Source organism: uncultured Tateyamaria sp., assembly GCF_947503705.1.
Classification (GTDB): domain Bacteria; phylum Pseudomonadota; class Alphaproteobacteria; order Rhodobacterales; family Rhodobacteraceae; genus Tateyamaria.
Genome location: NZ_CANNES010000013.1, coordinates 45,078 through 65,826, shown reverse-complemented (window position 1 = coordinate 65,826; position 20,749 = coordinate 45,078). Strand labels below are relative to the sequence as shown.

At 61.1% G+C, this 20,749-nt stretch carries 21 protein-coding genes; 19 read left to right on the top strand and 2 right to left on the bottom strand.

The features are described from left to right. The first annotated feature begins 187 nt into the window (after window positions 1-187). Genes Q1A44_RS20005 through mnhG form a run of 6 tightly spaced genes read left to right on the top strand, consistent with a single transcriptional unit; the run spans window position 188 to window position 6,138 of the window. Window positions 188-3,064 carry a monovalent cation/H+ antiporter subunit A gene (locus Q1A44_RS20005; protein ID WP_299628796.1) on the top strand — a complete coding sequence of 959 codons (2,877 nt, stop codon included), beginning with the start codon at window positions 188-190 and terminating at the stop codon, window positions 3,062-3,064. Between the two features lies 1 nt (window position 3,065). Further along, window positions 3,066-3,419 carry a Na+/H+ antiporter subunit C gene (locus Q1A44_RS20000; RefSeq protein WP_299628794.1) on the top strand — a complete coding sequence of 118 codons (354 nt, stop codon included), beginning with the start codon at window positions 3,066-3,068 and terminating at the stop codon, window positions 3,417-3,419. Continuing rightward, entirely contained in the window at window positions 3,416-4,957 is a 1,542-nt protein-coding gene (locus tag Q1A44_RS19995) for a monovalent cation/H+ antiporter subunit D (RefSeq protein WP_299628792.1), read from the top strand. The genes Q1A44_RS20000 and Q1A44_RS19995 overlap by 4 nt, the downstream gene beginning before the upstream one ends. A 1-nt stretch (window position 4,958) precedes the next feature. Beyond that, the gene (locus Q1A44_RS19990; RefSeq protein WP_299628790.1) at window positions 4,959-5,459 is read left to right on the top strand and encodes a Na+/H+ antiporter subunit E; all 501 of its coding nucleotides are present in this window, start codon (window positions 4,959-4,961) and stop codon (window positions 5,457-5,459) included. Continuing rightward, window positions 5,456-5,743: a K+/H+ antiporter subunit F gene (locus tag Q1A44_RS19985; protein ID WP_299628788.1), complete on the top strand. Its 288-nt coding sequence runs from the start codon at window positions 5,456-5,458 to the stop codon at window positions 5,741-5,743. Before Q1A44_RS19990 ends, Q1A44_RS19985 begins: the two co-directional genes overlap by 4 nt. Then, window positions 5,740-6,138: a monovalent cation/H(+) antiporter subunit G gene (mnhG, locus tag Q1A44_RS19980; protein ID WP_299628786.1), complete on the top strand. Its 399-nt coding sequence runs from the start codon at window positions 5,740-5,742 to the stop codon at window positions 6,136-6,138. Before Q1A44_RS19985 ends, mnhG begins: the two co-directional genes overlap by 4 nt. On the opposite strand, the gene Q1A44_RS19975 is transcribed toward mnhG, so the two are convergent. Next, on the bottom strand, window positions 6,135-6,440 hold the full coding sequence (locus Q1A44_RS19975) for a DUF4389 domain-containing protein (RefSeq protein WP_299628784.1): 306 nt from the start codon (window positions 6,438-6,440) through the stop codon (window positions 6,135-6,137). The two genes, mnhG and Q1A44_RS19975, sit on opposite strands and share 4 nt — an antisense overlap. A 120-nt stretch (window positions 6,441-6,560) precedes the next feature. Between Q1A44_RS19975 and Q1A44_RS19970 the strand changes: the two genes are divergently transcribed. Continuing rightward, window positions 6,561-7,553 carry an aldo/keto reductase gene (locus Q1A44_RS19970; protein ID WP_299628880.1) on the top strand — a complete coding sequence of 331 codons (993 nt, stop codon included), beginning with the start codon at window positions 6,561-6,563 and terminating at the stop codon, window positions 7,551-7,553. On the opposite strand, the gene araD is transcribed toward Q1A44_RS19970, so the two are convergent. After that, window positions 7,550-9,283: an L-arabinonate dehydratase gene (gene araD / locus Q1A44_RS19965; RefSeq protein WP_299628782.1), complete on the bottom strand. Its 1,734-nt coding sequence runs from the start codon at window positions 9,281-9,283 to the stop codon at window positions 7,550-7,552. The two genes, Q1A44_RS19970 and araD, sit on opposite strands and share 4 nt — an antisense overlap. Before the next feature lie 362 nt (window positions 9,284-9,645). Between araD and Q1A44_RS19960 the strand changes: the two genes are divergently transcribed. The 12 genes from Q1A44_RS19960 to Q1A44_RS19905 all read left to right on the top strand — a co-directional run bounded on the left by Q1A44_RS19960 (window position 9,646) and on the right by Q1A44_RS19905 (window position 20,747). Continuing rightward, window positions 9,646-10,314, top strand: a complete 669-nt coding sequence (locus Q1A44_RS19960; RefSeq protein WP_299628780.1) for a response regulator transcription factor — start codon at window positions 9,646-9,648, stop codon at window positions 10,312-10,314. Between the two features lie 292 nt (window positions 10,315-10,606). Beyond that, entirely contained in the window at window positions 10,607-10,969 is a 363-nt protein-coding gene (locus Q1A44_RS19955) for a hypothetical protein (protein WP_299628778.1), read from the top strand. Window position 10,970: 1 nt separating this feature from the next. Beyond that, window positions 10,971-11,561, top strand: coding sequence for a DUF4255 domain-containing protein (locus Q1A44_RS19950; RefSeq protein WP_299628775.1), 591 nt, complete (start codon window positions 10,971-10,973; stop codon window positions 11,559-11,561). Next, window positions 11,558-12,643, top strand: coding sequence for a hypothetical protein (locus Q1A44_RS19945; protein ID WP_299628773.1), 1,086 nt, complete (start codon window positions 11,558-11,560; stop codon window positions 12,641-12,643). The genes Q1A44_RS19950 and Q1A44_RS19945 overlap by 4 nt, the downstream gene beginning before the upstream one ends. 30 nt (window positions 12,644-12,673) lie before the next feature. Continuing rightward, on the top strand, window positions 12,674-14,737 hold the full coding sequence (locus Q1A44_RS19940) for a phage tail sheath C-terminal domain-containing protein (protein ID WP_299628771.1): 2,064 nt from the start codon (window positions 12,674-12,676) through the stop codon (window positions 14,735-14,737). A gap of 13 nt (window positions 14,738-14,750) precedes the next feature. Then, on the top strand, window positions 14,751-15,200 hold the full coding sequence (locus Q1A44_RS19935) for a phage tail protein (protein ID WP_299628769.1): 450 nt from the start codon (window positions 14,751-14,753) through the stop codon (window positions 15,198-15,200). Beyond that, window positions 15,200-17,536 (top strand): phage tail sheath C-terminal domain-containing protein, encoded by a 2,337-nt coding sequence (locus tag Q1A44_RS19930; protein ID WP_299628767.1) that lies wholly within the window; start codon window positions 15,200-15,202, stop codon window positions 17,534-17,536. Before Q1A44_RS19935 ends, Q1A44_RS19930 begins: the two co-directional genes overlap by 1 nt. Further along, window positions 17,533-18,048, top strand: a complete 516-nt coding sequence (locus tag Q1A44_RS19925) for a phage tail protein (protein WP_299628765.1) — start codon at window positions 17,533-17,535, stop codon at window positions 18,046-18,048. Before Q1A44_RS19930 ends, Q1A44_RS19925 begins: the two co-directional genes overlap by 4 nt. Window positions 18,049-18,062: 14 nt before the next feature. After that, the gene (locus Q1A44_RS19920; protein ID WP_299628763.1) at window positions 18,063-18,245 is read left to right on the top strand and encodes a hypothetical protein; all 183 of its coding nucleotides are present in this window, start codon (window positions 18,063-18,065) and stop codon (window positions 18,243-18,245) included. Then, window positions 18,245-18,967: a LysM peptidoglycan-binding domain-containing protein gene (locus tag Q1A44_RS19915; protein ID WP_299628761.1), complete on the top strand. Its 723-nt coding sequence runs from the start codon at window positions 18,245-18,247 to the stop codon at window positions 18,965-18,967. The genes Q1A44_RS19920 and Q1A44_RS19915 overlap by 1 nt, the downstream gene beginning before the upstream one ends. Further along, a complete protein-coding gene (locus tag Q1A44_RS19910) occupies window positions 18,964-20,235 on the top strand; it encodes a hypothetical protein (protein ID WP_299628759.1) in 1,272 nt (423 codons plus the stop codon). Before Q1A44_RS19915 ends, Q1A44_RS19910 begins: the two co-directional genes overlap by 4 nt. Beyond that, window positions 20,232-20,747 (top strand): phage baseplate assembly protein V, encoded by a 516-nt coding sequence (locus tag Q1A44_RS19905; RefSeq protein ID WP_299628757.1) that lies wholly within the window; start codon window positions 20,232-20,234, stop codon window positions 20,745-20,747. Before Q1A44_RS19910 ends, Q1A44_RS19905 begins: the two co-directional genes overlap by 4 nt. Window positions 20,748-20,749: the final 2 nt, after the last annotated feature.

Sequence of the window (20,749 nt, the reverse complement as noted above, 5' to 3'; positions counted from 1 at the left end):
CTATTGGGTAGGACCGCCCCGGAGTGCGACCAGATGCCCCTGAAAAAAGCGCACTGGACCCCGGACACGCTGCCGCGTACCCTTGGAAATGTGCGAATACTCGACTAAATCAGTCGAAATTACTTGAGCTTTTTCGGCTGCGGCGCAGTTACAGGATCAGCACTTAACTATCGGATCAGGAGCGCCCGTGTCCCTCTTCTTTATCGTTGCCCTTCCGTTCTTTGGCGCGTTGTTGCCCGGATTGATGAATGCCGCCGGCCGGTCCGCCACTGCGGGGATCACCTTCACCGTGTCGCTTGCGGCCTTTATCGGGTTGCTGACCAACTTGCCCACAGTTTTAGCGGGTGACGTTGTCATGGCGCGCGTCGATTGGATGCCGGTGCTGGGATTGAATTTTACTCTGATGCTGGACGGGCTGGGCTTTTTCTTTGCGTTGCTGATCCTCGGGATCGGGTTGTTGATCATCGCTTATGGGCGTCACTACCTGAGCCGCGAAGACAATATGGGGCAGTTCTTTACCTATCTGCTGCTGTTCCAAGGCGCGATGGTCGGGATCGTTCTGTCCGATAATATATTGCTTTTGTTGATCTTCTGGGAACTGACCTCGCTATCCTCTTTCCTGTTGATTGGCTATTGGAAGCATCTGCCCGAAGGCCGCCAAGGCGCCCGGATGGCCCTGACCGTGACCGGGATGGGGGGCCTCGCGATGATCGGCGGCATGCTGATCCTGGGCCAGATCGTGGGCAGCTATGACCTAAGCGTCATCCTGCAGAACCGCGACCTTATCCAGGCCGATCCGCTTTACGTGCCCGCCCTGATCCTCATCCTGCTGGGCTGCTTTACCAAGTCGGCGCAGTTCCCGTTCCATTTCTGGCTGCCCCACGCGATGGCGGCCCCCACGCCTGTGTCGGCCTATCTGCACTCTGCCACCATGGTGAAGGCGGGCATTTTTCTGATGGCGCGTATGTGGCCTGTGTTGTCGGGCACCACCGAATGGGTTGTGATCGTGACCACGGCGGGGCTGATCACGATGGTCATTGGGGCAGTCATTGCGCTCTATAAACACGACCTCAAGGCGCTCTTGGCCTTTTCGACCGTCAGTCACTTGGGCCTGATCACAATGCTCTTGGGCACCGGCACCGCCTTTGGCGCAATGGCCGCGATGTTCCACATCCTCAATCACGCGACGTTCAAGGCCGCCTTGTTTATGTCCGCAGGCATCATTGATCACGAGGCGCACACGCGTGACATCCGACGCTTGGGCGGATTGCGTAAGCTGATGCCGATCACTTTTGTGATTGCGACGATCGCGGCCCTGTCGATGGCCGGTATCCCCTTCCTCAACGGTTTCTTGTCGAAGGAAATGATGCTGGAGGAGGCGACGCACACGACCCTCTTTGGAATTCCATGGCTGGTGCCTGCGCTCGCAACCTTTGGGTCGCTGTTCTCGGCGGCCTACTGTTTCCGCTTGATCGGTCACGTGTTCTTTGGCCCCGTGCGCGGTGATTACCCGGCCAAGCCGCATGACCCGCCTGCCGGGCTGTGGTTGCCGCCCTCGATCCTGGTGGTGTTGGTCGTTGTGATCGGTGTTGCCCCGTTTCTGGCCGAGCCATTTGTGAAACTCGTCACCGCCTCGGTGCTGGGGGATGTGGCAGACGTGCCCAAGGCCTATTTCAAGATCTGGCATGGTCTGGTGCCGGCGCTTTTCATGTCGGTTGCGGCAGTGATTGGCGGGCTGGTGTTGCTGGCCGTGTTCAACCCGGCGCTGCGCCTGTGGGACGCGGCACCGCGGCCTGATGCGAAGGTGATCTTTGAAGCAATTGTCGAGTCGGTGGCAAAAGCGGCCCAAGCTGTGATCCTGCCGCTGCACAATGGTGCGTTCTCGCGCTATGCGGCGATCGGAGCCGTTGCGATCATTGCTGCCGGTTATCATGCTTGGAGCACGGGCACCGTCGGCCCCGCCACGCGCGAGATGCAGGCGGCGGGACCCGTGGCTATTGCCGGTTGGGCGATGCTGGCGGCGGCCACGGTTGGGTTGGTGTTCATGCATCGCAACCGCCTGTTGTCACTGATCCTGATTGGGATTGTGGGCCTGATGGTTTCCATCGGTTTTGTGTTCTTCAGCGCACCTGACCTTGCCATGACCCAATTCACGGTTGAAGTGGTCACGATTATCCTGCTGCTTTTGGCGCTGAACTTCCTGCCCAAAACGACGCCCGTGGAAAGCACTGTCTTGCGGCGTGTCCGCGACACGGCCGTGGCCATTGCCGGGGGCCTTGCCACCTTTGGGCTGGCCTATCACTATTTGCTGCGCGACGCGGTCACGACGCCGATCTCAGAATTCCATCTGGCCAATTCCTACAAGGGTGGGGGCGGCACCAATGTCGTCAACGTGATCCTTGTGGATTTCCGGGGCTTTGACACCTACGGCGAAATCATCGTGTTGGGTATTGCGGCCCTGCTGATCTATGCGCTGACCGAAACATTGCTGAGCGGGCCGGTGCGGGCGCGTCTGTTAAACCGTTTGCCGGATCAGCCGCGTGCCGGCGATATGCACCCGATGATGATGGTGGTGCTGACGCGTGTGATCATGCCTGTGGTTCTGATGGTTGGTTTCTACATCTTCCTGCGCGGCCACAATGAGCCGGGCGGCGGGTTCATTGCGGGCCTCATCGTGTCCATCGGCGTTGTGATGCAGTACATGGCCAGCGGTTTTTCCTGGGCCTCTGCGCGTCTCAAATATCCCTATCACGGGGTGATTGGTGCGGGCGTTCTGGTGGCGGGTTTGACCGGTATCGGGTCGTGGTTCGTGGGCAAGCCCTTCCTGACCTCTGACTTTACATATGTGCGCATCCCGCCCTTCGAGAAGTTTGAGCTGGCCACCGCGGCGCTCTTTGACGTTGGCGTGTTCCTGGCTGTTGTGGGCGCTGTGATGTTGTCGCTGGAAAGCTTTTCGCGGCTGGCGCGTCGGGCCCACACGCCCGACACCGACCACCCTATGGATATTGACCCATCCAGAGACTTAGCGCCCGAAGGGGCCGGATCCGCAAAGGAGGGCGTGTGACATGGAATTGCTTGTTGCATCTGCCATTGGCATCCTGACTGCGGGCGGCCTGTATCTGGTTCTGCGTCTGCGCACGTTCCCGGTGATAATGGGTATCTCGCTGCTGACCTATGCGGTGAACGTATTCCTCTTTGCCTCGGGGCGTTTGACCGTAGGCGCGCCGCCAGTGCTGCGCGACAGTATGGAAAGTTACGCCGACCCACTGCCGCAGGCTCTGGTGCTGACGGCCATCGTGATTTCCTTTGGGATGACAGCGGTAGTCGTGATGATCGCACTTGGGGCCTACCTTGGTTCGGACGACGATCACGTGGATGACCAGCCCCAAGACGATACGCAGGCGGAGGGCCGGTCATGACCCATTGGATCGTTGCCCCCGTTATTCTGCCGGCCTTGCTGGCCCCCTTCATCGTGCTGGCGGCACGCTATCACATCGGCATCCAGCGGGTGTTTTCGGTTGTCGGCGTTCTGGCGCTGATCGCGACGGCGGCTGGACTGGCCTGGCAGACCTCTGACGGCACTGTGCTGCTTTATCAATTGGGCGATTGGGCGGCCCCCTTTGGCATCGTGCTGGTGGGGGACCGGTTGTCGACCATGATGGTGCTGCTCACGGCGGTGTTGGCGCTCTTTGTGCTGCTTTACGCCATTGGCTCAGGCTGGGATGACCGCGGGCGGCACTTCCATGCACTGTTCCAGTTCCAGCTGATGGGGATCATGGGGGCGTTTCTGACGGGCGACCTTTTCAACCTCTTTGTGTTCTTCGAAGTACTGTTGATCGCGTCCTATGGGTTGATGATCCATGCGGGCGGTGATGCGCGGCTCAGGGCAGGGGTGCAATATGTGCTCTTTAACCTGATCGGCTCGACCCTGTTCCTGTTTGCGCTTGGATCGATCTATGCCGAGGCGGGGACGCTGAATATGGCGGATCTGGCCAACCGGGTCGACCTGATCGGACCGGACGCAACTGTTGGTATCCGTGTGGCGGCTGTGCTGCTGCTCTTGGTCTTTGCTATCAAGGCTGCATTGGTGCCATTGCACTTCTGGCTGCCCAGCAGCTATGCCGAGGCGCCTGCGCCAGTCGCGGCCCTCTTTGCGATCATGACCAAGGTGGGCGCGTATGCGATCATCCGGGTGTATACGATGATCTTCCCACCGGATGTTGAAGTCACGGCAGGCCTTCATGACGTTTGGCTGTTGCCCGCAGCCTTGGTGTCGCTTGCTATCGGCATGATTGGCGTGTTGGCCGCGAAAAAGCTGGACAGGTTGATTACCTTTTCGGTCATTGGGTCGATGGGGATGGTGATGGTGTCCATCTCGCTCTTTACGCCCGCAAGTATTGCTGCGGCGCTATACTATATCGTGCATTCGACCCTGGCGGGTGCTGCGCTCTTTTTGATCTCTGATCTGGTGCGCACCGGGCGGGGGAACCTGCATCTGACAGCCCAAGCGCCTGCGGCGGGGGCCGCATTGACGGCAGCCCTGTTTTTCGTGGGCGCCATCGCCATGGCGGGTTTGCCGCCCCTGTCGGGCTTTATCGGCAAGCTGCTGGTGTTGGAGGCTGCCTATGACAGCAGCGCGATGGCCTGGATCTGGGTGATTGTGTTGGGCTCAAGCCTGATCAGCATTCTGGGGTTTGCGCGCGCAGGCAGCATTCTGTTCTGGAAGGCTCATGGCGTGACGGTGGACGAGGATGCGCCGCAGCTCGATCGCCCTTCGGTCATGTCCTATGTGGCGGTTGGGGGCCTTGTGGCCCTTCTGGCGGCACACACCGTCTTTGCCGGTGTCGTGCATGGCTACACCACGACCATGGCGGCGCAACTTTTCGCGCCGGAACCCTATATCGAAACTGTGGTCGGCACCCCTGGTAAGCTGAGTACACCAAAGGAGGGGTACTGACATGGAACGCGCATTTCGCTGGCTTTTGCCGCACCCGTTTCTGACCATCCTGCTCGCCATCGTCTGGACGATGCTCCAGAACGAAGTGTCGGCGGGCATGGTTGTCTTTGGCATAATCCTTGGCATCATCATCCCGTGGAGCACGTCGATCTGGTGGCCTGACACGCCGCAATCGTTCCACGTGTGGCGGATGGTCCGCTATAGCCTCATCGTGCTCTACGACATCATCCTGGCCAATATCGAAGTGGCGTGGATTGTGCTGACGGTGCCCAACGCCAAACTCAAACCGGCCTGGATCGTGGTGCCGCTTGAGCTGATCCAGCCCGAAGCGATCACCGTACTGGCGGGCACGATCACCCTGACGCCGGGCACTGTTTCGGCGGATTTGTCAGATGAGGGGCACAGCCTGTTGGTGCATGTGCTGCACACCGATGACCCGGACGCCGTGCGCGACGAGATCAAGACCCGCTATGAGGCCCGCCTGAAGGAGATCTTCGCATGACCGCTGCTACCGGCTTCCTCGATGTTGCGATGATCATCGCCTTTGTCGCCCTTGCGGCGGGTCAGATCCTGTCAATGGTGCGCCTCACCCTGGGGCCGACCACTGGCGACCGTATTCTTGCGCTGGACACGATGGTGATCAACGCGCTGGGGCTGGTTGTTCTGTTGGGCATTTACCAGGGCGTTCAGATTTATTTTGAGGTGTCGCTGTTGATTGCCATGCTGGGTTTTGTGTCCACCGTGGCGCTGGCGCGCTTTATACTGCGGGGGGACATCATCGAATGAGTGGTGAAATTATCGGAACCTATGCGGTCGCAATCTGCCTGTTGATCGGGGCGGGCTTTGTTACCGTGGGCGTTATCGGCCTGCTGAAATTCAACGACCCCATGACGCGCCTGCATGCCCCCACCAAGGTGGGCACCATCGGCATTGGCATGCTGTTGCTCGCCTCAATGATCCACTCGTTCACTTTTGGTCAGACATCTTTGCACGAGCTGTTGATCATGTCGTTCCTGTTTGTGACGGCGCCGATTTCGGCCAATTTCATTGCCAAGGTGAACATCCACCGCCGCGCGTGCGAAACCCCACCCGAACCACCGCGCGATGACACATGGTCGACGCTGAACTCGCCGGAAAACGGGCGGTCGACATCAGGTGACGATGCAGAGAAAGCAGCCTAGTCCAGGTCTGTCCAAGGCCAGGGTTTGACGTTGCTGGCGGCGGTCTGATAACGCGCCGCCTTGGCAATCCAGATGCCGAGGTCAGTGCCAAAATCGGCCAACCGCTCGTTCGGCTCCTTATTGTTGATCAACATGATAATGAACTGGATCACCGTGACCGCGCCCAGCACGGTTTGCGCCAACGAGATCATCACGGCAATCAACAGCATGAAGATCAACCGCATGAGCAGGTTGTCGGGCGATTCCGGTTCAAACTGTTCGCCGTGCAGGCGTCCTTCGATCTTGTCGTCGTCCTGTGCCACGCTGTGATCCTATCCTGTGACGGCTTTCATGCCTTTGTCTGCACCCTCCGGTCGCTTGTCCGGATCTCGGATGCTAACCTGCCATGCACGGACGCTGAGTTGCAAGATGAGGAGCGCATGATGAAGACCCGCAAAATCCGTCAGGACGGAAAAATGGTGTCAGAGGTTGGTTTGGGATGCTGGAGCTTTGGCGGATCCTACGGCCCCACGACCGAAGCCGAGGCGCACGAGACTTTGGCGGCTGCCCGCGACCTGGGCCTTGATTTCCTGGACACCGCGAATGTCTATGGGATGGGTGTGTCCGAAACCATCATTGGCACATTCCTGAACGGCAATGCGGGCGATTTCACTATTGCCACAAAGGCGGGCATCTGGCGCGACCCCGAAACGGGCAAACGCAGTTTCAACAATAAGGCGCCTTATTTGCGCGATGCGCTCGAAGCCTCGTTGTGTCGGCTGGGTCTGGATCACGTTGATCTTTATTACATGCATCGTCGCGACGCGGACCTGCCCATCGAGGAAGTGATGGAAACGCTGCTTGCCTTCAAGAAGGAGGGCAAGATCGGGGGTATCGGATTTTCGGAAATCTCGCCCGCGTCCTTGCGTCGGGCCGTGGCTGTTGGTCCCGTCGATGCGGTGCAAAGCGAGTACTCCTTGTGGACCCGCCAGCCTGATCTTGGCATGATCCAGGCCTGCGCCGAATTGGATGTGGCCTTTGTTCCGTTCTCGCCTTTGGGCAGGGGGATCTTTGCCCAGACACCACCCGATCCGACGCAGTTTGAGCCGGGCCATTTTCGCACCGGGACCCCACGCTTTACCGAGCCGAATTTCAGTTTGAACGTCGCTAAGGTGCAGGAGTTTCATGCCCTGGCCCGCGATTTGGGCACGACATCCATCGTGCTGTGTATCGCTTGGTGTCTGGCACGCGGGGCGCATCTGATCCCGATTCCCGGGACCCGGACCGCGGCACATTTGCGCGAATGTGTCGAGGGCAGCAGCTTTGCCATGACGGATCAGACCATGGCACAGATCGAGGCGGTGCTACCCGTCGGCTGGGCCCATGGCGACCGCTATACCCACGACCAGTGGGTCGGGGTTGAAGGCTACTGCTAGTTAATCTCGGGCTCTGGTACCGGGCCGCCAAATTCGGTGCGGAGAAAGTCAAAGTCGCAGCCTTTGTCGGCCTGCTCCACGTGTTTGGAAAACACCCAGCCATAGCCGCGTTGATAGCGTGGTTCTGGCGGGGTCCACGCGGCGCGGCGGGTGGCCAATTCAGCCTCTGGCAACTCAACTTCCAAACGGCGGTTCGGCACATCCAACACGATGATGTCGCCCGTCTCGATCAAGGCCAGCGGCCCGCCAATGAACGCCTCGGGTGCCACGTGCAGGATGCAGGCCCCGTAGCTCGTGCCGCTTATTCGCGCATCTGACAGACGAACCATGTCGCGATGCCCCTCGTTCAATAGCTTTTGTGGCATCGGGATCATCCCCCATTCGGGCATGCCGGGGCCGCCTTGGGGGCCTGCGTTGCGCAAGATCAGGACAGTGTCGGCCGTCACAGGCGCGTCGGGGTCATCAATGATCGCCTTGAGGGCGGCGTAGCTGTCGGCGACAAGGGCAGGGCCGCGATGGGTCATGAATTTCGGGTCCATGGCTGCAGGTTTGATCACTGCCCCATCAGGCGCCAGATTGCCCTTGAGCACGGCAAGCGACCCCTCGTGATAGACCGGGTTGGACAAGGGGCGAATGACGTCCGGGTTGTAGTTTGGCGCGCCCTTGATGCAATCGCCCAAGGGTTTGCCGGTCACCGTCACGGCGCTCAGATCCAGCTTGTTGCCCAACTCGTTCATCAAGGCAGGCAGGCCGCCGGCGTAAAAGAAATCTTCCATCAGATATTCAGACCCAGAGGGGCGGATATTGGCGATCACCGGTGTTGTGCGCCCGATGGCGTCCAGATCGGCCAACTCCAATGGCACCCTTGCGCGCCGGGCCATGGCTATGAGATGAATAATAGCGTTGGTCGAGCAGCCCGTGGCCATCGCGACCGTGACCGCATTGCGGGTGCTGGCAGGGGTGATGATTTGATCCGGTGTCAGATCTTCCCATACCATGTCGACAATGCGTCGCCCGCAGGTCGCACTCATCCTTTGGTGGCCCACATCGGGGGCCGGGATCGACGAGGCGCCGGGCAGGCACAGCCCGAACCCTTCGGCGATGGCCGTCATCGTGCTGGCTGTGCCCATGGTCATGCAGTGGCCATAGCTGCGGGCAATGCCGCCCTCGATCCCCTGCCACTCATCCGCCGATATTTCGCCTGCGCGCCGGGCATCCCAGTATTTCCAGGCATCCGCGCCCGAGCCTAGAACCTTGCCCGCGTAATTCCCGCGCAGCATCGGACCGGCAGGCAGAAAGATGAAAGGCAGGCCCATCGACACCGCCCCCATGACCAGAGCAGGCGTGGACTTGTCACAGCCGCCCATCAGAACGGCCCCATCCACCGGGTTGGAGCGCAGGACTTCCTCAACCTCCATCGCGACCATGTTGCGATAAAGCATGGCAGAGGGTTTCAAAAGCTGTTCGCCCAGCGAATGCACAGGGATTTCGACAGGCATCCCGCCAGCCTGTAAGATGCCCTTTTTAACGAATTCGACCCGATCCTTGAAATGCATATGGCAGGGTTGCAGTTCGGACCATGTGTTAAGGATGGCGATGATGGGCTTGCCTTCCCAATCCTGAGCATCCAACCCCATCTGCATTGCGCGCGACCGATGCCCAAAGGACCGCAGATCGTCAGGGGCGAACCAGCGGGCCGAACGCAGCTCTGATTTGTCCTTGCGGTGCATGATGGTGTTCCCCTTTTGCGGCGCGTTGGCATGGCGCCCGTCCGACGATGTGCCGTCACTCTCTCTCGTGCGACCGTTGTGCTCAACCACGAAATTGACCTGGGTTCAGGATGTCTGATCGGCGGAAAAATGTCGGGTTCTTGTTGTGGCCGAGGGCTGCCTTGCCTCGAATCGACGTAGGGACTACTTTAACGGGATAATCGTTTTCGCGTTTAAATAGAAATTAGTGCGGATATTTCTGAAATGAAACCGCGTCGCGGCATCGCTCTTGCATACGGGGATAGCAAGGGTTGCATGCACGGCATACCGGTTGCGGTCGGCCTCTAAAACCGACTGAATTAAAGGGAGCATACTGTCGGGTCATGGACCAATCCCCGTTCGGCACTGAAACAGCGGCTTTGCCGCATGTGTTCGTCGCAAGCAATGTGGACCTGGTGTCCGAAGGCTTGCATCTGCAACTCTCGCGCTGTGATCAGGTTGAGATCATCGGGCGCGGGCGGTTGAATGATCAATCCACCAGAAAAATTGTCGAAGGCCGGGCCAATGTCGTGGTTCTCGATATCGCCTCTGCCGGGGCGAGCGATTTTGCGGCTGCCCTGAGGGGTGTCTGTCCATGCAGCAAGCTGGTCGGCATCGCCATTGGCAGCACCAGTCTCGACGTTGCCGACTGGGCGCAGTTGGGGGTGGCGGGATTTGTCGATGACAATGGCAGCATCGAGGATGTCGTTGCCGCCATCCGCAGTGTGGCCCGGGGTGAGTTTTCCAGCACGCCCCGCACCACCGCCGCCTTGGTCACGGCCCTGATCGACCGTGTGGAGCAGTGCCGCCCCATGGAGGTCACGCGCCGTTTGACACCGCGCGAGACGCAGATTCTGTCGGACCTGGAGCGCGGCGCCACCAACAAGGAAATCGCCCGCCGCCTTGGCATCAGCGCCGCCACGGTCAAGAACCATGTGCACAATGTGCTGGAAAAACTGGAAGTCACGCGCAGGCAGGAAGCAGGCGCAATGGCCCGGGCGGGCCGGTTCTAGGCGACGACTCTCAAACCAACCAGCGTGATGGGGGCCCCCGGTATGAACTGCGGGCCCCGTCTCGTTGTCTGCAGAAACGTCCTCAACCTCCCCAAAATCCCCACGATATGGCCTGCGGCTCCGCGGGCCCTTTGATGTTCCGGCGAGCGGTCCGGGCCATATGGTCCAGACCGCGGGCAAGGATGGTCTAGGCCATCCGCCTACATCCGGTTCAGGGCCGAATTTGGGCGGCTTTGGTCCATGGTCCAACATGTGATCGTTGATGCAGCATCGTGTCAGATGGAGGACGCGAATGGGCGCTGCACCGCTGAAAATTCTGGCCGACCAGGTGGCAACGATGCATTGGATGCTGGTGAGCGAGGCGATCGCGCGCTGTGCGAATGCCGAAGTCGTGGCCCACAATGTGCCCACTGAAAACCTCGAAGCGGCGATTGCGACCCATACGCCCGAAGTGCTGATCCTCGGGGCCGCCGATACCGTGCGCCGCCCCGATATCCTTGAAAAGTGGATGCAAAGCGGCGGACCCGATCGCCGGATCATCACCTTGTTCAACGGCCCCGCACAAATCCAGTTGCGCGAATGGCGTCAAGAGGTTGCGACCCTCAATGACATCTCCGTCGGATCGCTCTGCGCCGCTATTGAGGGGGGGGCATAACATGGCCGGGTCCGCCGCCATTAGCCAGGTCAGCCAGTCGTTGCAAGCCTTGTTGCGCTCTGTTTTTACCCATGCTGGTCCGTTCCTGGGAACGACCGTTGATCTACGTTCACCTCGCGAGATTGGCACGCCAGCCGCAGGGGCCAATATCGTGTCGCTTTGGTTATTTCGCGTTCAACGCTATGGCGAGTTGGACAATGCGCTGCCCACTTTGCGCCCGGATGGCCGGATGATGCCTGCGCCGTTGTCGCTCACGCTCCATTACCTCGTTACCCCGCTCAGTGCGGATGAAGTCACAACTCAGCGGCTACTGGGCCACGCGATGCAGGCCTTTGACGCCAATGCGCGCCTTGGCCCTGAGTTCACAAATGAGGGGCTGCAAGGTTCCGACGATGCACCGCTGCGCATCCACATTGAAAAGCAGGGGTTCGAGAACAGCCTGCGCATCTGGCAGGCCATGAACGAACCCTACCGGCTGAGCGTGCCGTATCTGGTGGAATACGCCTCAATCGCCTCGACCCGCAGCTTTGAGCGCGCTCCAGCCGTCACTGACCGCCAGACGGAATATAGCCAGATTGTAGATGCAGGATGAGGGGGACTGCCGTCATAAGCGGAGGTCGGACCTATCATGTGGTGCCGGATGTCGTTGGCCGCGACCGTATCTTTATCACGGGTCAGGTCAGCGATGATGCGGACGGGCGCGCCATGGCCCGCGAGGTGCAGGTCACCAGCCCCGAGCCGCTGCTTTTTGCCGCCCGGTCAGACAGTGACATCGGTCTGGCGGGAAATGCCGCCACGGTTTTTTCCGATCGGTCCGTTCCCCATGCGACGACGGTTACACTGAGCGCCGAAGGCTACCGGGCGCGCGTGCAAAACATCACCATTCCCGCGTTCGCCCCGCTGCCGCTTCGCGTCGACTTTGCCATGCGGGCCGCGCCCTTTGCCATTGGTGGCCGCGTCTATGGGCGCACGGTTGGGCCGACCCCGACCTATGAGCCTGTGCCGGGCGCGACCTTGTCCATTTCGCCGCTGCCTGCGCCGGGCGGCGAACTGCCCTTGCTGCTGCGCCAACCTTTGCGGGCGGCACCCGGGGCGGGGGCCACCCTGCGCCGCCGGGCCATTGCGCCGCAAGCGGATGTGGTGGTGTTCGAGGACGCGCAAGCGGGCCAAGCTTTTGTCGCCATGACGGATGGGACGGGGGTTAGTGCAGGTCAGCTGTTGCGCACAGGTCCGGAACACCGACGGATTTATGCCCAGATTTCACAGGTTCTGGCCCATCCCGATCAACCCGCCCCTGCCGCCCTTGCGCGGCTCAGCGAACCGTTGATTGGCACCATTGCGACCGGCACGACCATGAACCGGTTCACTCTTGGCGGCTTTAGCGGTGCCAATGCAGCGCTGGTCGGCGAGAGTTTTGCCGGTGAGGCGGTTCTGTGGCTGGAAGCCTTGCCGGCCTCGGGCGGTGTTCTGGTTCTGCGGGCTGCAGGCCAGCCCGACCGGTATCACGATGCTCAGATCGTGACCGGCCCGGCGGGTGATTACCGGGTCCCGGGTTTCGCCCGCATCGGCGTACCTACGCTGGAGGTATCTGCCCCCGGTCTCACGACCGACAGCGCCGCCCTCGCGGTGGCCACGCTGCGGGCTGGGCCCGTCGATTGGTATCTTGTCCCATGAATTTGCCCTCAAACATAAGGAACTCTTGCCATGGCTGAGTATCGCGCTCCGGGCGTCTATATCGAAGAAAAAGACCTCAAGCCGCCCTCCATCGAGGCGGTCAGCACCAGCACGACCGGCATGGTTGGCCATGCCGTGCGAGGCCCGGTGTCGGGCACGCCGGTTCTCGTGACAAACATGCTGCAATTCCGCCAACGCTTTGGCGGTGCGTTGCCTGCCGCGGCGGGTACGGCTGGAGAATTATTCTATGCCGCCCAAGGTTTTTTCGCCAATGGCGGTCGTCGGCTTTATGTCATGCGCGCGGCAGGCAACACGGCGGCTGCCACGGCCTTTGCCACTCAAGGGGGCGTCATTGCCCGTCTGGCCCCAGGCGCGGACGCTGCCGTTGGCGGACCTACAGCCCGCCTGACCAGCACGCTCGGGCTGCGTGAAGGCACAGCCCTGACCTTCACCTATATCGAAGACGGGATCACCTATACATCGTCAGCCATGGCGATTGCGGCGGCGGGCGTGGATAGCGCCACAGGCGACGTGACGCTGACTGCGAACCTCGACATCACGCCTGCGGGCCCGACAGCCTTTCGCGCCACGGCCTCGACCGTGACCAGCGGGTTGGGTGGGCTGGATGCGGATGGTGTGCCGCAAGTCGCGGCACGACCCGCAAGCCTCACTCTGACAGCGGCAGAGCCCGGCAGCTGGGGTGACGAAATCGAGATCACGACCCAGCGGATCACAGCTGCGCGCGGCGTGGCAATCGGGTTCGTCGGCGCGCCTGCGGTCGACGACACCAATGTCCGCCTCGCATCCTCGGCCGGGTTTTACGTGAATGCCTGGGTCCAGATTGATCGCGGCCCGGATACGGACAAGATACTGCGCCAGGTGACGGCGGTGAACGGTACGATTGTCACCCTTGCAGGGCCTGCCGTGGCCTCAGTCGCGCCTGTGGCGCCCGCGACTGAAACGGTTCTGACGGTGCAGGAGTTTTCGCTTACCGCCAGTTACGATGCGGTCACCGAGGTGTATTCCGGCCTGACCATGGCCGACGTGCCGGGCAAATATGTCGTGGATCAGATCAACCAACGCTCGGCCCTGTTGCGGATTGATGCAGCATCCATGCCCGCCGACACCGACCCGATGGTGTATCCCGTGGGCGACGATGGTATCAGCCTGCCTGCGACGACCGCAGGTATTGATGACGCGCCCAATGCCGCCGAAATCCGCGGCGTGGATGGCGGGGCGGGGGCACGGACAGGCTTGCGCGCACTTGAGGTGATTGACGATATTTCAATCATCTGTGCCCCCGGATGGGGGGATGCAGGCGTGCAGGGCGCCATGATCGAGCAATGCGAACGCTTGCGCTACCGCGTGGCGCTGCTTGATCCCGAAGCGACGGGGTCTGCGATCCCATCGCTGACGGGTATTCAGGCCCAACGGCTGCGCTTCGACAGCAAATATGCGGCGATCTACTATCCCCGCATCATCATCCGCGATGTTGAGGATCAACCGCGCGCCATTGGCCCGGCGGGCCACATGGCGGGTTTGTGCGCCCGCGTTGACAATGAGAGAGGTGTGTTCAAATCCCCCGCCAATGAAGTCATGCGCAATGTGACGGATGTTGAGGTGATGATCACCAAGGGTGAGCACGAGATCCTCAACCCGATGCCCAACAACATCAACGCGATCCTCGACAAGCGCGCTGATGGCATGGGCATCCGGATCTACGGCGCGCGCTGCATCACCAGCCTGTCGGATTGGAAATACCTCGCCGTGCGCCGCCTCTTCGTGCAGATCGAGCGCTCGCTCGAGATCGGGACGCAATGGGCTGTGCTTGAACCCAATGACCCGCGTCTGTGGGATCGCTTGATCGGCTCGGTCGATGCGTTTTTGACCCAGCAATGGCGACGCGGTGCCCTGCTCGGAACAAAGAAGGAAGAAGCGTTCTTTATCCGCTGCGGCACCAGCACGATGACCCAACTCGATATCGATAACGGCCAATTGCGGATGCAGATTGGGATCGCTCCGGTCAAACCGGCCGAATTCATCATCCTGGAAATCAGCCAGACCCAAAGCGCGATGTTCGCCAGCGAAGCCTGAGAAAGGACAGACCATGCCAGACAGAGATCCAAACGTCCCCTACAAGGGCTTTAACTTTCGGGTGGAATTCGAGGGGATCAGCGGGTTTTCCTGCAGCGAATTCTCGGGCCTTTCCTTTGAGACGGACGCGGTCGAGTACCGTGAAGGCGACGAGGCCTACCTGCACGTGCGCAAACTCTATGGGTTGCGCAAGTTCACAAACCTGCAGGCCAAGCGTGGCATCACCACCGATCTGCAACTGTGGAACTGGTACCTGGAAATCATGAACGGTGCCGCCCCTTTACGCGACGGGGCCATCATCCTGACGGATGAGTTGCAGGTGGACCGGCTGCGCTGGTCTTTCCGCAACGGGTTCATCACCAAGTGGGAGGGACCGAGTTTCAATGCGACCTCCAATGACGTGGCCATCGAGATGATCGAGATCGCCGTGGACCGCGTCGAACTGACCCTGGCGGCTGCCTGATGTTCCAACCCACCCATCCCGGCGTTCATGTCGCCCGCGCAACCCGCGTCCCGTCTGTGCCTGAGCGCATGGATGTCGCGGGTTTTGTGGGCATCGCGGCGCGTGGCCCGTTGGGACAGGTGGTTATCATTGACGGGTGGCCGGATTTTGTCGCGGCCTTTGGCGATTTTCAGGACAACGCCTATCTTGCCTATGCCGTCCGTGGCTTTTTCGACAATGGCGGGACGCGGTGCCACGTGTTGCGGGTGGCGGCCCCTGCGCTCAATTCGCAGACGTCAGGTGCGCAGCCCTTGGATGGTGCCAGCAGCCTGTTGGCCGACACGGCACGTATCCGCCCCGGTGCTGTCGCAACCCTTGTGCAAAGCAGTGAGGCCCTGACCGACGGCGCGCAACCGGCCGAGCGCTTGGCCTCGATTGTGAGCACCGTGTCAGGCTTCATGCCGGGCAACCACGCCATCCTCAAGCAGAGCGGCGCCCGGCCTGTCGAACGTCTGATCGCGGCTGTCGATCTTGCGACCCGTACTCTGAGTTGGGACCAGCCGGTGGCGGCTGATTTCGACCTGACCCGTCCCATCGCCATTGCCTCGACGGCGATGGATGAACGGCTTGTGGCCTCCGTCGCCGGGGCCGTTGTCACGTGGGCGCGCCCCTTGGATGCCCGATTTGACCTGACCAAGACCATTCGTGTCGGGTTGGGCGCGGGCGCGGCTGCGACCCTTGTGCCGGATCAGAACGGTGAACCGCTGCTGAGCATATCGGCGCGCAATCCGGGGCGTTGGGGCAATGGGCTGAGCGTGCGGGTGACCACCGGTTTTGCAGGCGACTATCTGAGCCGTGTACGTCCGGTGCCTGATCCCACGGATGTGCTCAGTCTTGACCGCGTCGATGGCCTGGCGGCTGGCAGCTTTGTCTTGCTCTCGCAGGACGGTGCCGCCGATATGCGGACAATTGTGCGCGGTGTTGATGCGGCCACGCTGTCGGTTCAATTCAACGATTCCATGGCGGGTTTTGATATGGCGCTGGCGGCGGACGGCACACGGCCAATCCTGTTGCGTCGGCACGTATTTGCCCTGTCTGTCAGTGAAAATGGCCGGTTGGTCGAAACACACGAAAACCTTGATCTGCCGCCGCCAGATGCTCCGACCCAAAGCTCGGTCAACACCGCTTCGCGCCTGATCGAAGTTGCGTTGATGCCTGGACTGACCGACCGCTGGATTGATGCCCAAGGGCCCAGCCTTGCACGCGGCGTGGCCGTTTTGGCGGGCGGGCGCGACGGAACGGCGATGCTGCGGCCTGTTGATTTCACCGGGTCCGAGGATATGGCCCGCAGCGGTTTGCGCCTATTTGAAAACCATGATGAACCTGCCGCGCTTGCCATGCCCGACATCACGCTTTTGGCCCAGCCTGCGCGCGCAACTCTAACCCCTGAGGAGCAAGAGCCGGATCCTTGCGCCCTGTGCCCCGATCCGTTGGACATGCCACCACCTGCCACGCCGGATGTCCTTGTCGAGGCCACGCCGGGCTTTGCCCAGCCGGATATCGAGGCCATTCAGCAGCGCTTGGTTGAACACTGTGCGGTGCGAGGCGATCGGGTTGCCGTACTGGACATGCCCCTGTCAGAGGCGGGCGAGTGCCTCGACTGGCCCGACATGATCCGCTGGCGGCAACGCTTTGACAGCAGCTATGCCGTCACATACTTTCCGTGGATCGACGTGGCCGACCCCTTGGATCAGGGCGGACGCCTATTGAGGCGCGTGCCGCCGTCGGGCCACGTGCTTGGCCAATTTGCGCGGGTTGACGACGACCCTGGCCGCGCCGCCCCGGCAAACCAACCGCTGGACTGGACGGCGGCCACCGCCTGCACGGTGGACGACACGCGCCACGCGATGCTGAACGAACAGGGCATTAACGCCATCACGCTCCGCCCCGGGCGGGGCATTCGCATCATGGGGGCCCGCACCCTGTCGCGCCATCCCGACTGGGTGCAATTGACAGTCCGCCGCCTGTTCATCCGCCTCAAACGCACCTTCCGGAGCGAGCTGGCCTGGGCCGTTTTCGAGCCTGCCAACCGGGCCTTTGAACAGCGGATCATCGCCACCCTCGAAGGATTGTTGGAACTGGAATGGCAAGCAGTTCGACTGCGCGGCGAGAGCGCTGACGAGGCCTTTCAGGTGGTCATCAACCGCGATGCGGCCGCCGTGGACAATGGGGAATTCGTGGTGCTGATCGGGATTGCACCTGCGATGCCCGCCGAATTTGTCCTGCTGCGCCTGACCTTCACGCTTGATGCAATGGATTTGGCGGAACTGACCGGCGCAGGGGGGTGGCCCGCATGAGCAAAGGCAACCCCGCGCTGGGCCACAACTTTACCATCACCTTTTCCAAGAGCGGTAGCGTCGGCGCGCTGATCACGCTGTCGGTCGGGACCCCGCCCGAGGGTGGATTTGCCGAATGCTCGGGGCTGGAGGTCGGCATTCCTGCCGAAAGCTATGCCGAGGGTGGCAACAACGGTACCACCCTCAAGTTTGTCGGGCGACCCAATTGGACGAATATCAAACTGCGCCGGGGGGTCGTCACCTCCGCCGATCTGTGGCGCTGGCATCAGGACTTTATCGAGGGCAAGGGCAAGCGCCGTGATGGCGTCATCAGCCTGCTGGATGATCAGGGTGAAACGGTGCGGGTATGGCGCTTTGTGCGCGGTCTGCCTGTGCGCTGGACCGGCCCGACGATGCACGCCTCACAATCGCAAGTCGCGGTCGAAGAAATCGAAATTGCCCACGAGGGGTTGCGCCAGACGGGTGCGGGCAGCGGGTCGGTCGTCGACACTGTGGCCAATCTGTTCAGCTAAAGGAGACGCACAAGATGGACATTGATATTGAAGAGATGACTGGCGAGGCGCTGAGCCTCGACGTGCAGGGCTTCAAGGCCGAAATTGTGGCTGAGGTCGTGCAGAAACTGACGGAAGCGCGCCGCCTTGGCGCCCGCCTCGACGAAGAACGCGCGCTGCGTAGTACAGCACGGAACCGCTCGCGGGACCTCGTGTGATGCAGTGGTTGGCCAAAGCCCAGATGCAGCGGCTAAAGGCCGATGGATCGCCCGTGGGCGCGCCACTTGAAGTGCTTTACAACCCTAGCGAATACACGCTGACCAAGGGTGCGCAACTGGCCGAAGTGCCGGTTCCGGGTCTGAGCAGCCCGATGCTCCAGTTCATTCGGGGTCAGGTCGAGACCCTGACGATGGATCTCTTTTTTGACAGCACCGACAAGGGTGGCACCGGCGCCAAGGCGGATCCTGTGACGACCAAGACCGATCCGTTTTACCAACTGATCCAGATTGACCCAGCCACCCGCGCCTTGCCCGTGGTGCTGTTTACGTGGGGCCTCGACAGTTTTCCGGGTGGGCGCAGCTATTCGACGCTGGCCGCGAACCGCCATGGGTTCAAGGGGGTGGTCGAGACGGTTCGCCAACGCTTCACCATGTTCTCGTCGCTGGGCAAGCCGTTGCGGGCGACGATCTCGCTGTCTCTGAAGGAATACAAGACGCTTTCCGAAATGGTGGCCGAACAGGGTGGCGATGGCCCCGGCCGCCCGCACACCCGTGTCGTTGAGGAGGGCGAAACCATAACGGATGTGGCCGAAGCTGATGGTGGCGACGGGTCGCAATGGCGCGACACGGCTGCAAGCAACGGCCTCGACAATCCCGAAGACCTGGAACCCGGTCAGGTCATTGAGATGGAACCGATGCACATCACGGGGAGCGCGCCATGACCGCTGACGTTATCCGTCTTGCCACCGATCAGCGCGACTTCTTTGTGCCGGACTTTCAGGTATTCATGCTGGGCACCATCCCGCCCGATACGGCCGATCCCAACAGCACGCAGTACCCGTCGGGCGCTGTGCGCGACATCATTGAGGTCAAATATGAGGATGGGTTGGAGCAGGTCGATGGCTTTACCCTGATCGTCAACAACTGGGACGCTGAGCGCAATCAACCCATCTATTTTGGCCATGATACGGAGGTTGCCAGCAACGAGCATCCTGATGTGTTTGAGCCGGGCCAGGAGCTGTTGGTGTCCATGGGTTATGTCGGCAATCTCAACCACATGGTGCTGGGCATGGTTACCTCGGTGGATGTGCAATTTTCCGAAGACGGCCATTCAAAGCTGGTCGTAAGCGGGCTGAACGTCCTCGATCAGTTGCGCGACCGCCAATACACCTGGTCCTGGCCCGAGGACGGCGCGCCCAGCATCCGCGACAGCGACATGGCCGAAAGCCTTTCGCGGCCCGCCGAGCCGGGAAACAACAAGCCGGGCTTTGGCATTCCGGTCATCATCGACCCTGAGGCGCGCAACCGCGAAACGCCGCACGAGCATATCTTTATGAACGGGCAATACCCGATCGTCTTTCTGATGCAGCGCGCGCGCCCGCTTGGATACCGCGTCGCGCTGGAGGAAGACTACGACGACAACGGTGATCCCATCAACACGATCCGCTTTGGCCCGCCCAGCGAGGGCCGCGCCGTCAGCTATGTGCTGGAATGGGGCAAGTCGCTGGTGTCTTTCCACCCCACCTATTCGAATTCACGGATGCTGTGGTCGGCCAAGGTCTGCGGTTGGGATCGCAATGCCAAGGAACGGATCGAGGTCACCAAGACCATCGAAGATATTCCCATTGCCGACCGCCCCAATGCTGATCTGATCGGTGTGGCGCGTGCCGCTAACCGCCAGGAGGTGATCACCGAGCCGCCCGTGCGCACTCAACAAGAGGCCGAAGCGCTGGCGATCCAGACCCTTACCGCAAATTGCCTGAACCTGGTGACGGCCACCGGCACTTGCATCGGCCTACAGGACATGCGGGCGGGGCAAACGGTGCACATTCTGGGCGTCGGGCGGCATTTCAATGGCGCTTACCACATTCTGACCACCAGCCACGTGATCAACGATCAGGGCTATCGCACCAGCTTCACCGCGCAGCGGATCAATCCCGTCGAGGACGCTGCTGGCACGCAAGACACAACAGGAGGGCAGGGCACATGAACCCGCGCGAGGGCCTTGTCACCGCCTTGGTGATAGATGTCGATGACACCGACAATCTTGGCCGGATCAAAGTCGAACTACCGGGCGCGCCCGGGCGCTCCAACACCGCATGGGCGCCTGTGGCCGCCCCGATGGCGGGCAATGACCGGGGCTTCTTCTTTGCGCCGGAACTCGAGGACGAGGTGGTCGTGGGGTTTCTCAGCGGTGACCCCGAACAGCCGGTGATCCTGGGCTACACCTGGAACGGACAGGATGCGCCGCCCACCAGCCACCCGCGCGAGCGGATCATCCGCTCCAAGAACGGTCATACGATCCGCATGATTGATGCGACGCCGGGGGCAGAGGGGGCGGGATCGATCGTGATCGAGGATGCCAATGGCAACAAGATCGTCATGTCCAACGGCAAGATCCTAATGCAGGCGCAGGCGATCATCGAATTGGATGCGCCCATCGTCAAGATCACCGGCCCCGGGCGCGACCGACAGTTCAATTATGGCACGGCGGTGATCTAGGG

Excerpts from the sequence above, each read along its gene's own strand:
- Q1A44_RS20000 (WP_299628794.1), top strand. The coding sequence starts at position 3,066 with ATGGAATTGCTTGTTGCATCTGCCATTGGCATCCTGACTGCGGGCGGC.
- Q1A44_RS19995 (WP_299628792.1), top strand. The coding sequence starts at position 3,416 with ATGACCCATTGGATCGTTGCCCCCGTTATTCTGCCGGCCTTGCTGGCC.
- Q1A44_RS19990 (WP_299628790.1), top strand. The coding sequence starts at position 4,959 with ATGGAACGCGCATTTCGCTGGCTTTTGCCGCACCCGTTTCTGACCATC.
- Q1A44_RS19985 (WP_299628788.1), top strand. The coding sequence starts at position 5,456 with ATGACCGCTGCTACCGGCTTCCTCGATGTTGCGATGATCATCGCCTTT.
- mnhG (WP_299628786.1), top strand. The coding sequence starts at position 5,740 with ATGAGTGGTGAAATTATCGGAACCTATGCGGTCGCAATCTGCCTGTTG.
- Q1A44_RS19970 (WP_299628880.1), top strand. The coding sequence starts at position 6,561 with ATGAAGACCCGCAAAATCCGTCAGGACGGAAAAATGGTGTCAGAGGTT.
- araD (WP_299628782.1), bottom strand. The coding sequence starts at position 9,283 with ATGCACCGCAAGGACAAATCAGAGCTGCGTTCGGCCCGCTGGTTCGCC.
- Q1A44_RS19960 (WP_299628780.1), top strand. The coding sequence starts at position 9,646 with ATGGACCAATCCCCGTTCGGCACTGAAACAGCGGCTTTGCCGCATGTG.
- Q1A44_RS19955 (WP_299628778.1), top strand. The coding sequence starts at position 10,607 with ATGGGCGCTGCACCGCTGAAAATTCTGGCCGACCAGGTGGCAACGATG.
- Q1A44_RS19950 (WP_299628775.1), top strand. The coding sequence starts at position 10,971 with ATGGCCGGGTCCGCCGCCATTAGCCAGGTCAGCCAGTCGTTGCAAGCC.
- Q1A44_RS19945 (WP_299628773.1), top strand. The coding sequence starts at position 11,558 with ATGAGGGGGACTGCCGTCATAAGCGGAGGTCGGACCTATCATGTGGTG.
- Q1A44_RS19940 (WP_299628771.1), top strand. The coding sequence starts at position 12,674 with ATGGCTGAGTATCGCGCTCCGGGCGTCTATATCGAAGAAAAAGACCTC.
- Q1A44_RS19935 (WP_299628769.1), top strand. The coding sequence starts at position 14,751 with ATGCCAGACAGAGATCCAAACGTCCCCTACAAGGGCTTTAACTTTCGG.
- Q1A44_RS19930 (WP_299628767.1), top strand. The coding sequence starts at position 15,200 with ATGTTCCAACCCACCCATCCCGGCGTTCATGTCGCCCGCGCAACCCGC.
- Q1A44_RS19925 (WP_299628765.1), top strand. The coding sequence starts at position 17,533 with ATGAGCAAAGGCAACCCCGCGCTGGGCCACAACTTTACCATCACCTTT.
- Q1A44_RS19920 (WP_299628763.1), top strand. The coding sequence starts at position 18,063 with ATGGACATTGATATTGAAGAGATGACTGGCGAGGCGCTGAGCCTCGAC.
- Q1A44_RS19915 (WP_299628761.1), top strand. The coding sequence starts at position 18,245 with ATGCAGTGGTTGGCCAAAGCCCAGATGCAGCGGCTAAAGGCCGATGGA.
- Q1A44_RS19910 (WP_299628759.1), top strand. The coding sequence starts at position 18,964 with ATGACCGCTGACGTTATCCGTCTTGCCACCGATCAGCGCGACTTCTTT.
- Q1A44_RS19905 (WP_299628757.1), top strand. The coding sequence starts at position 20,232 with ATGAACCCGCGCGAGGGCCTTGTCACCGCCTTGGTGATAGATGTCGAT.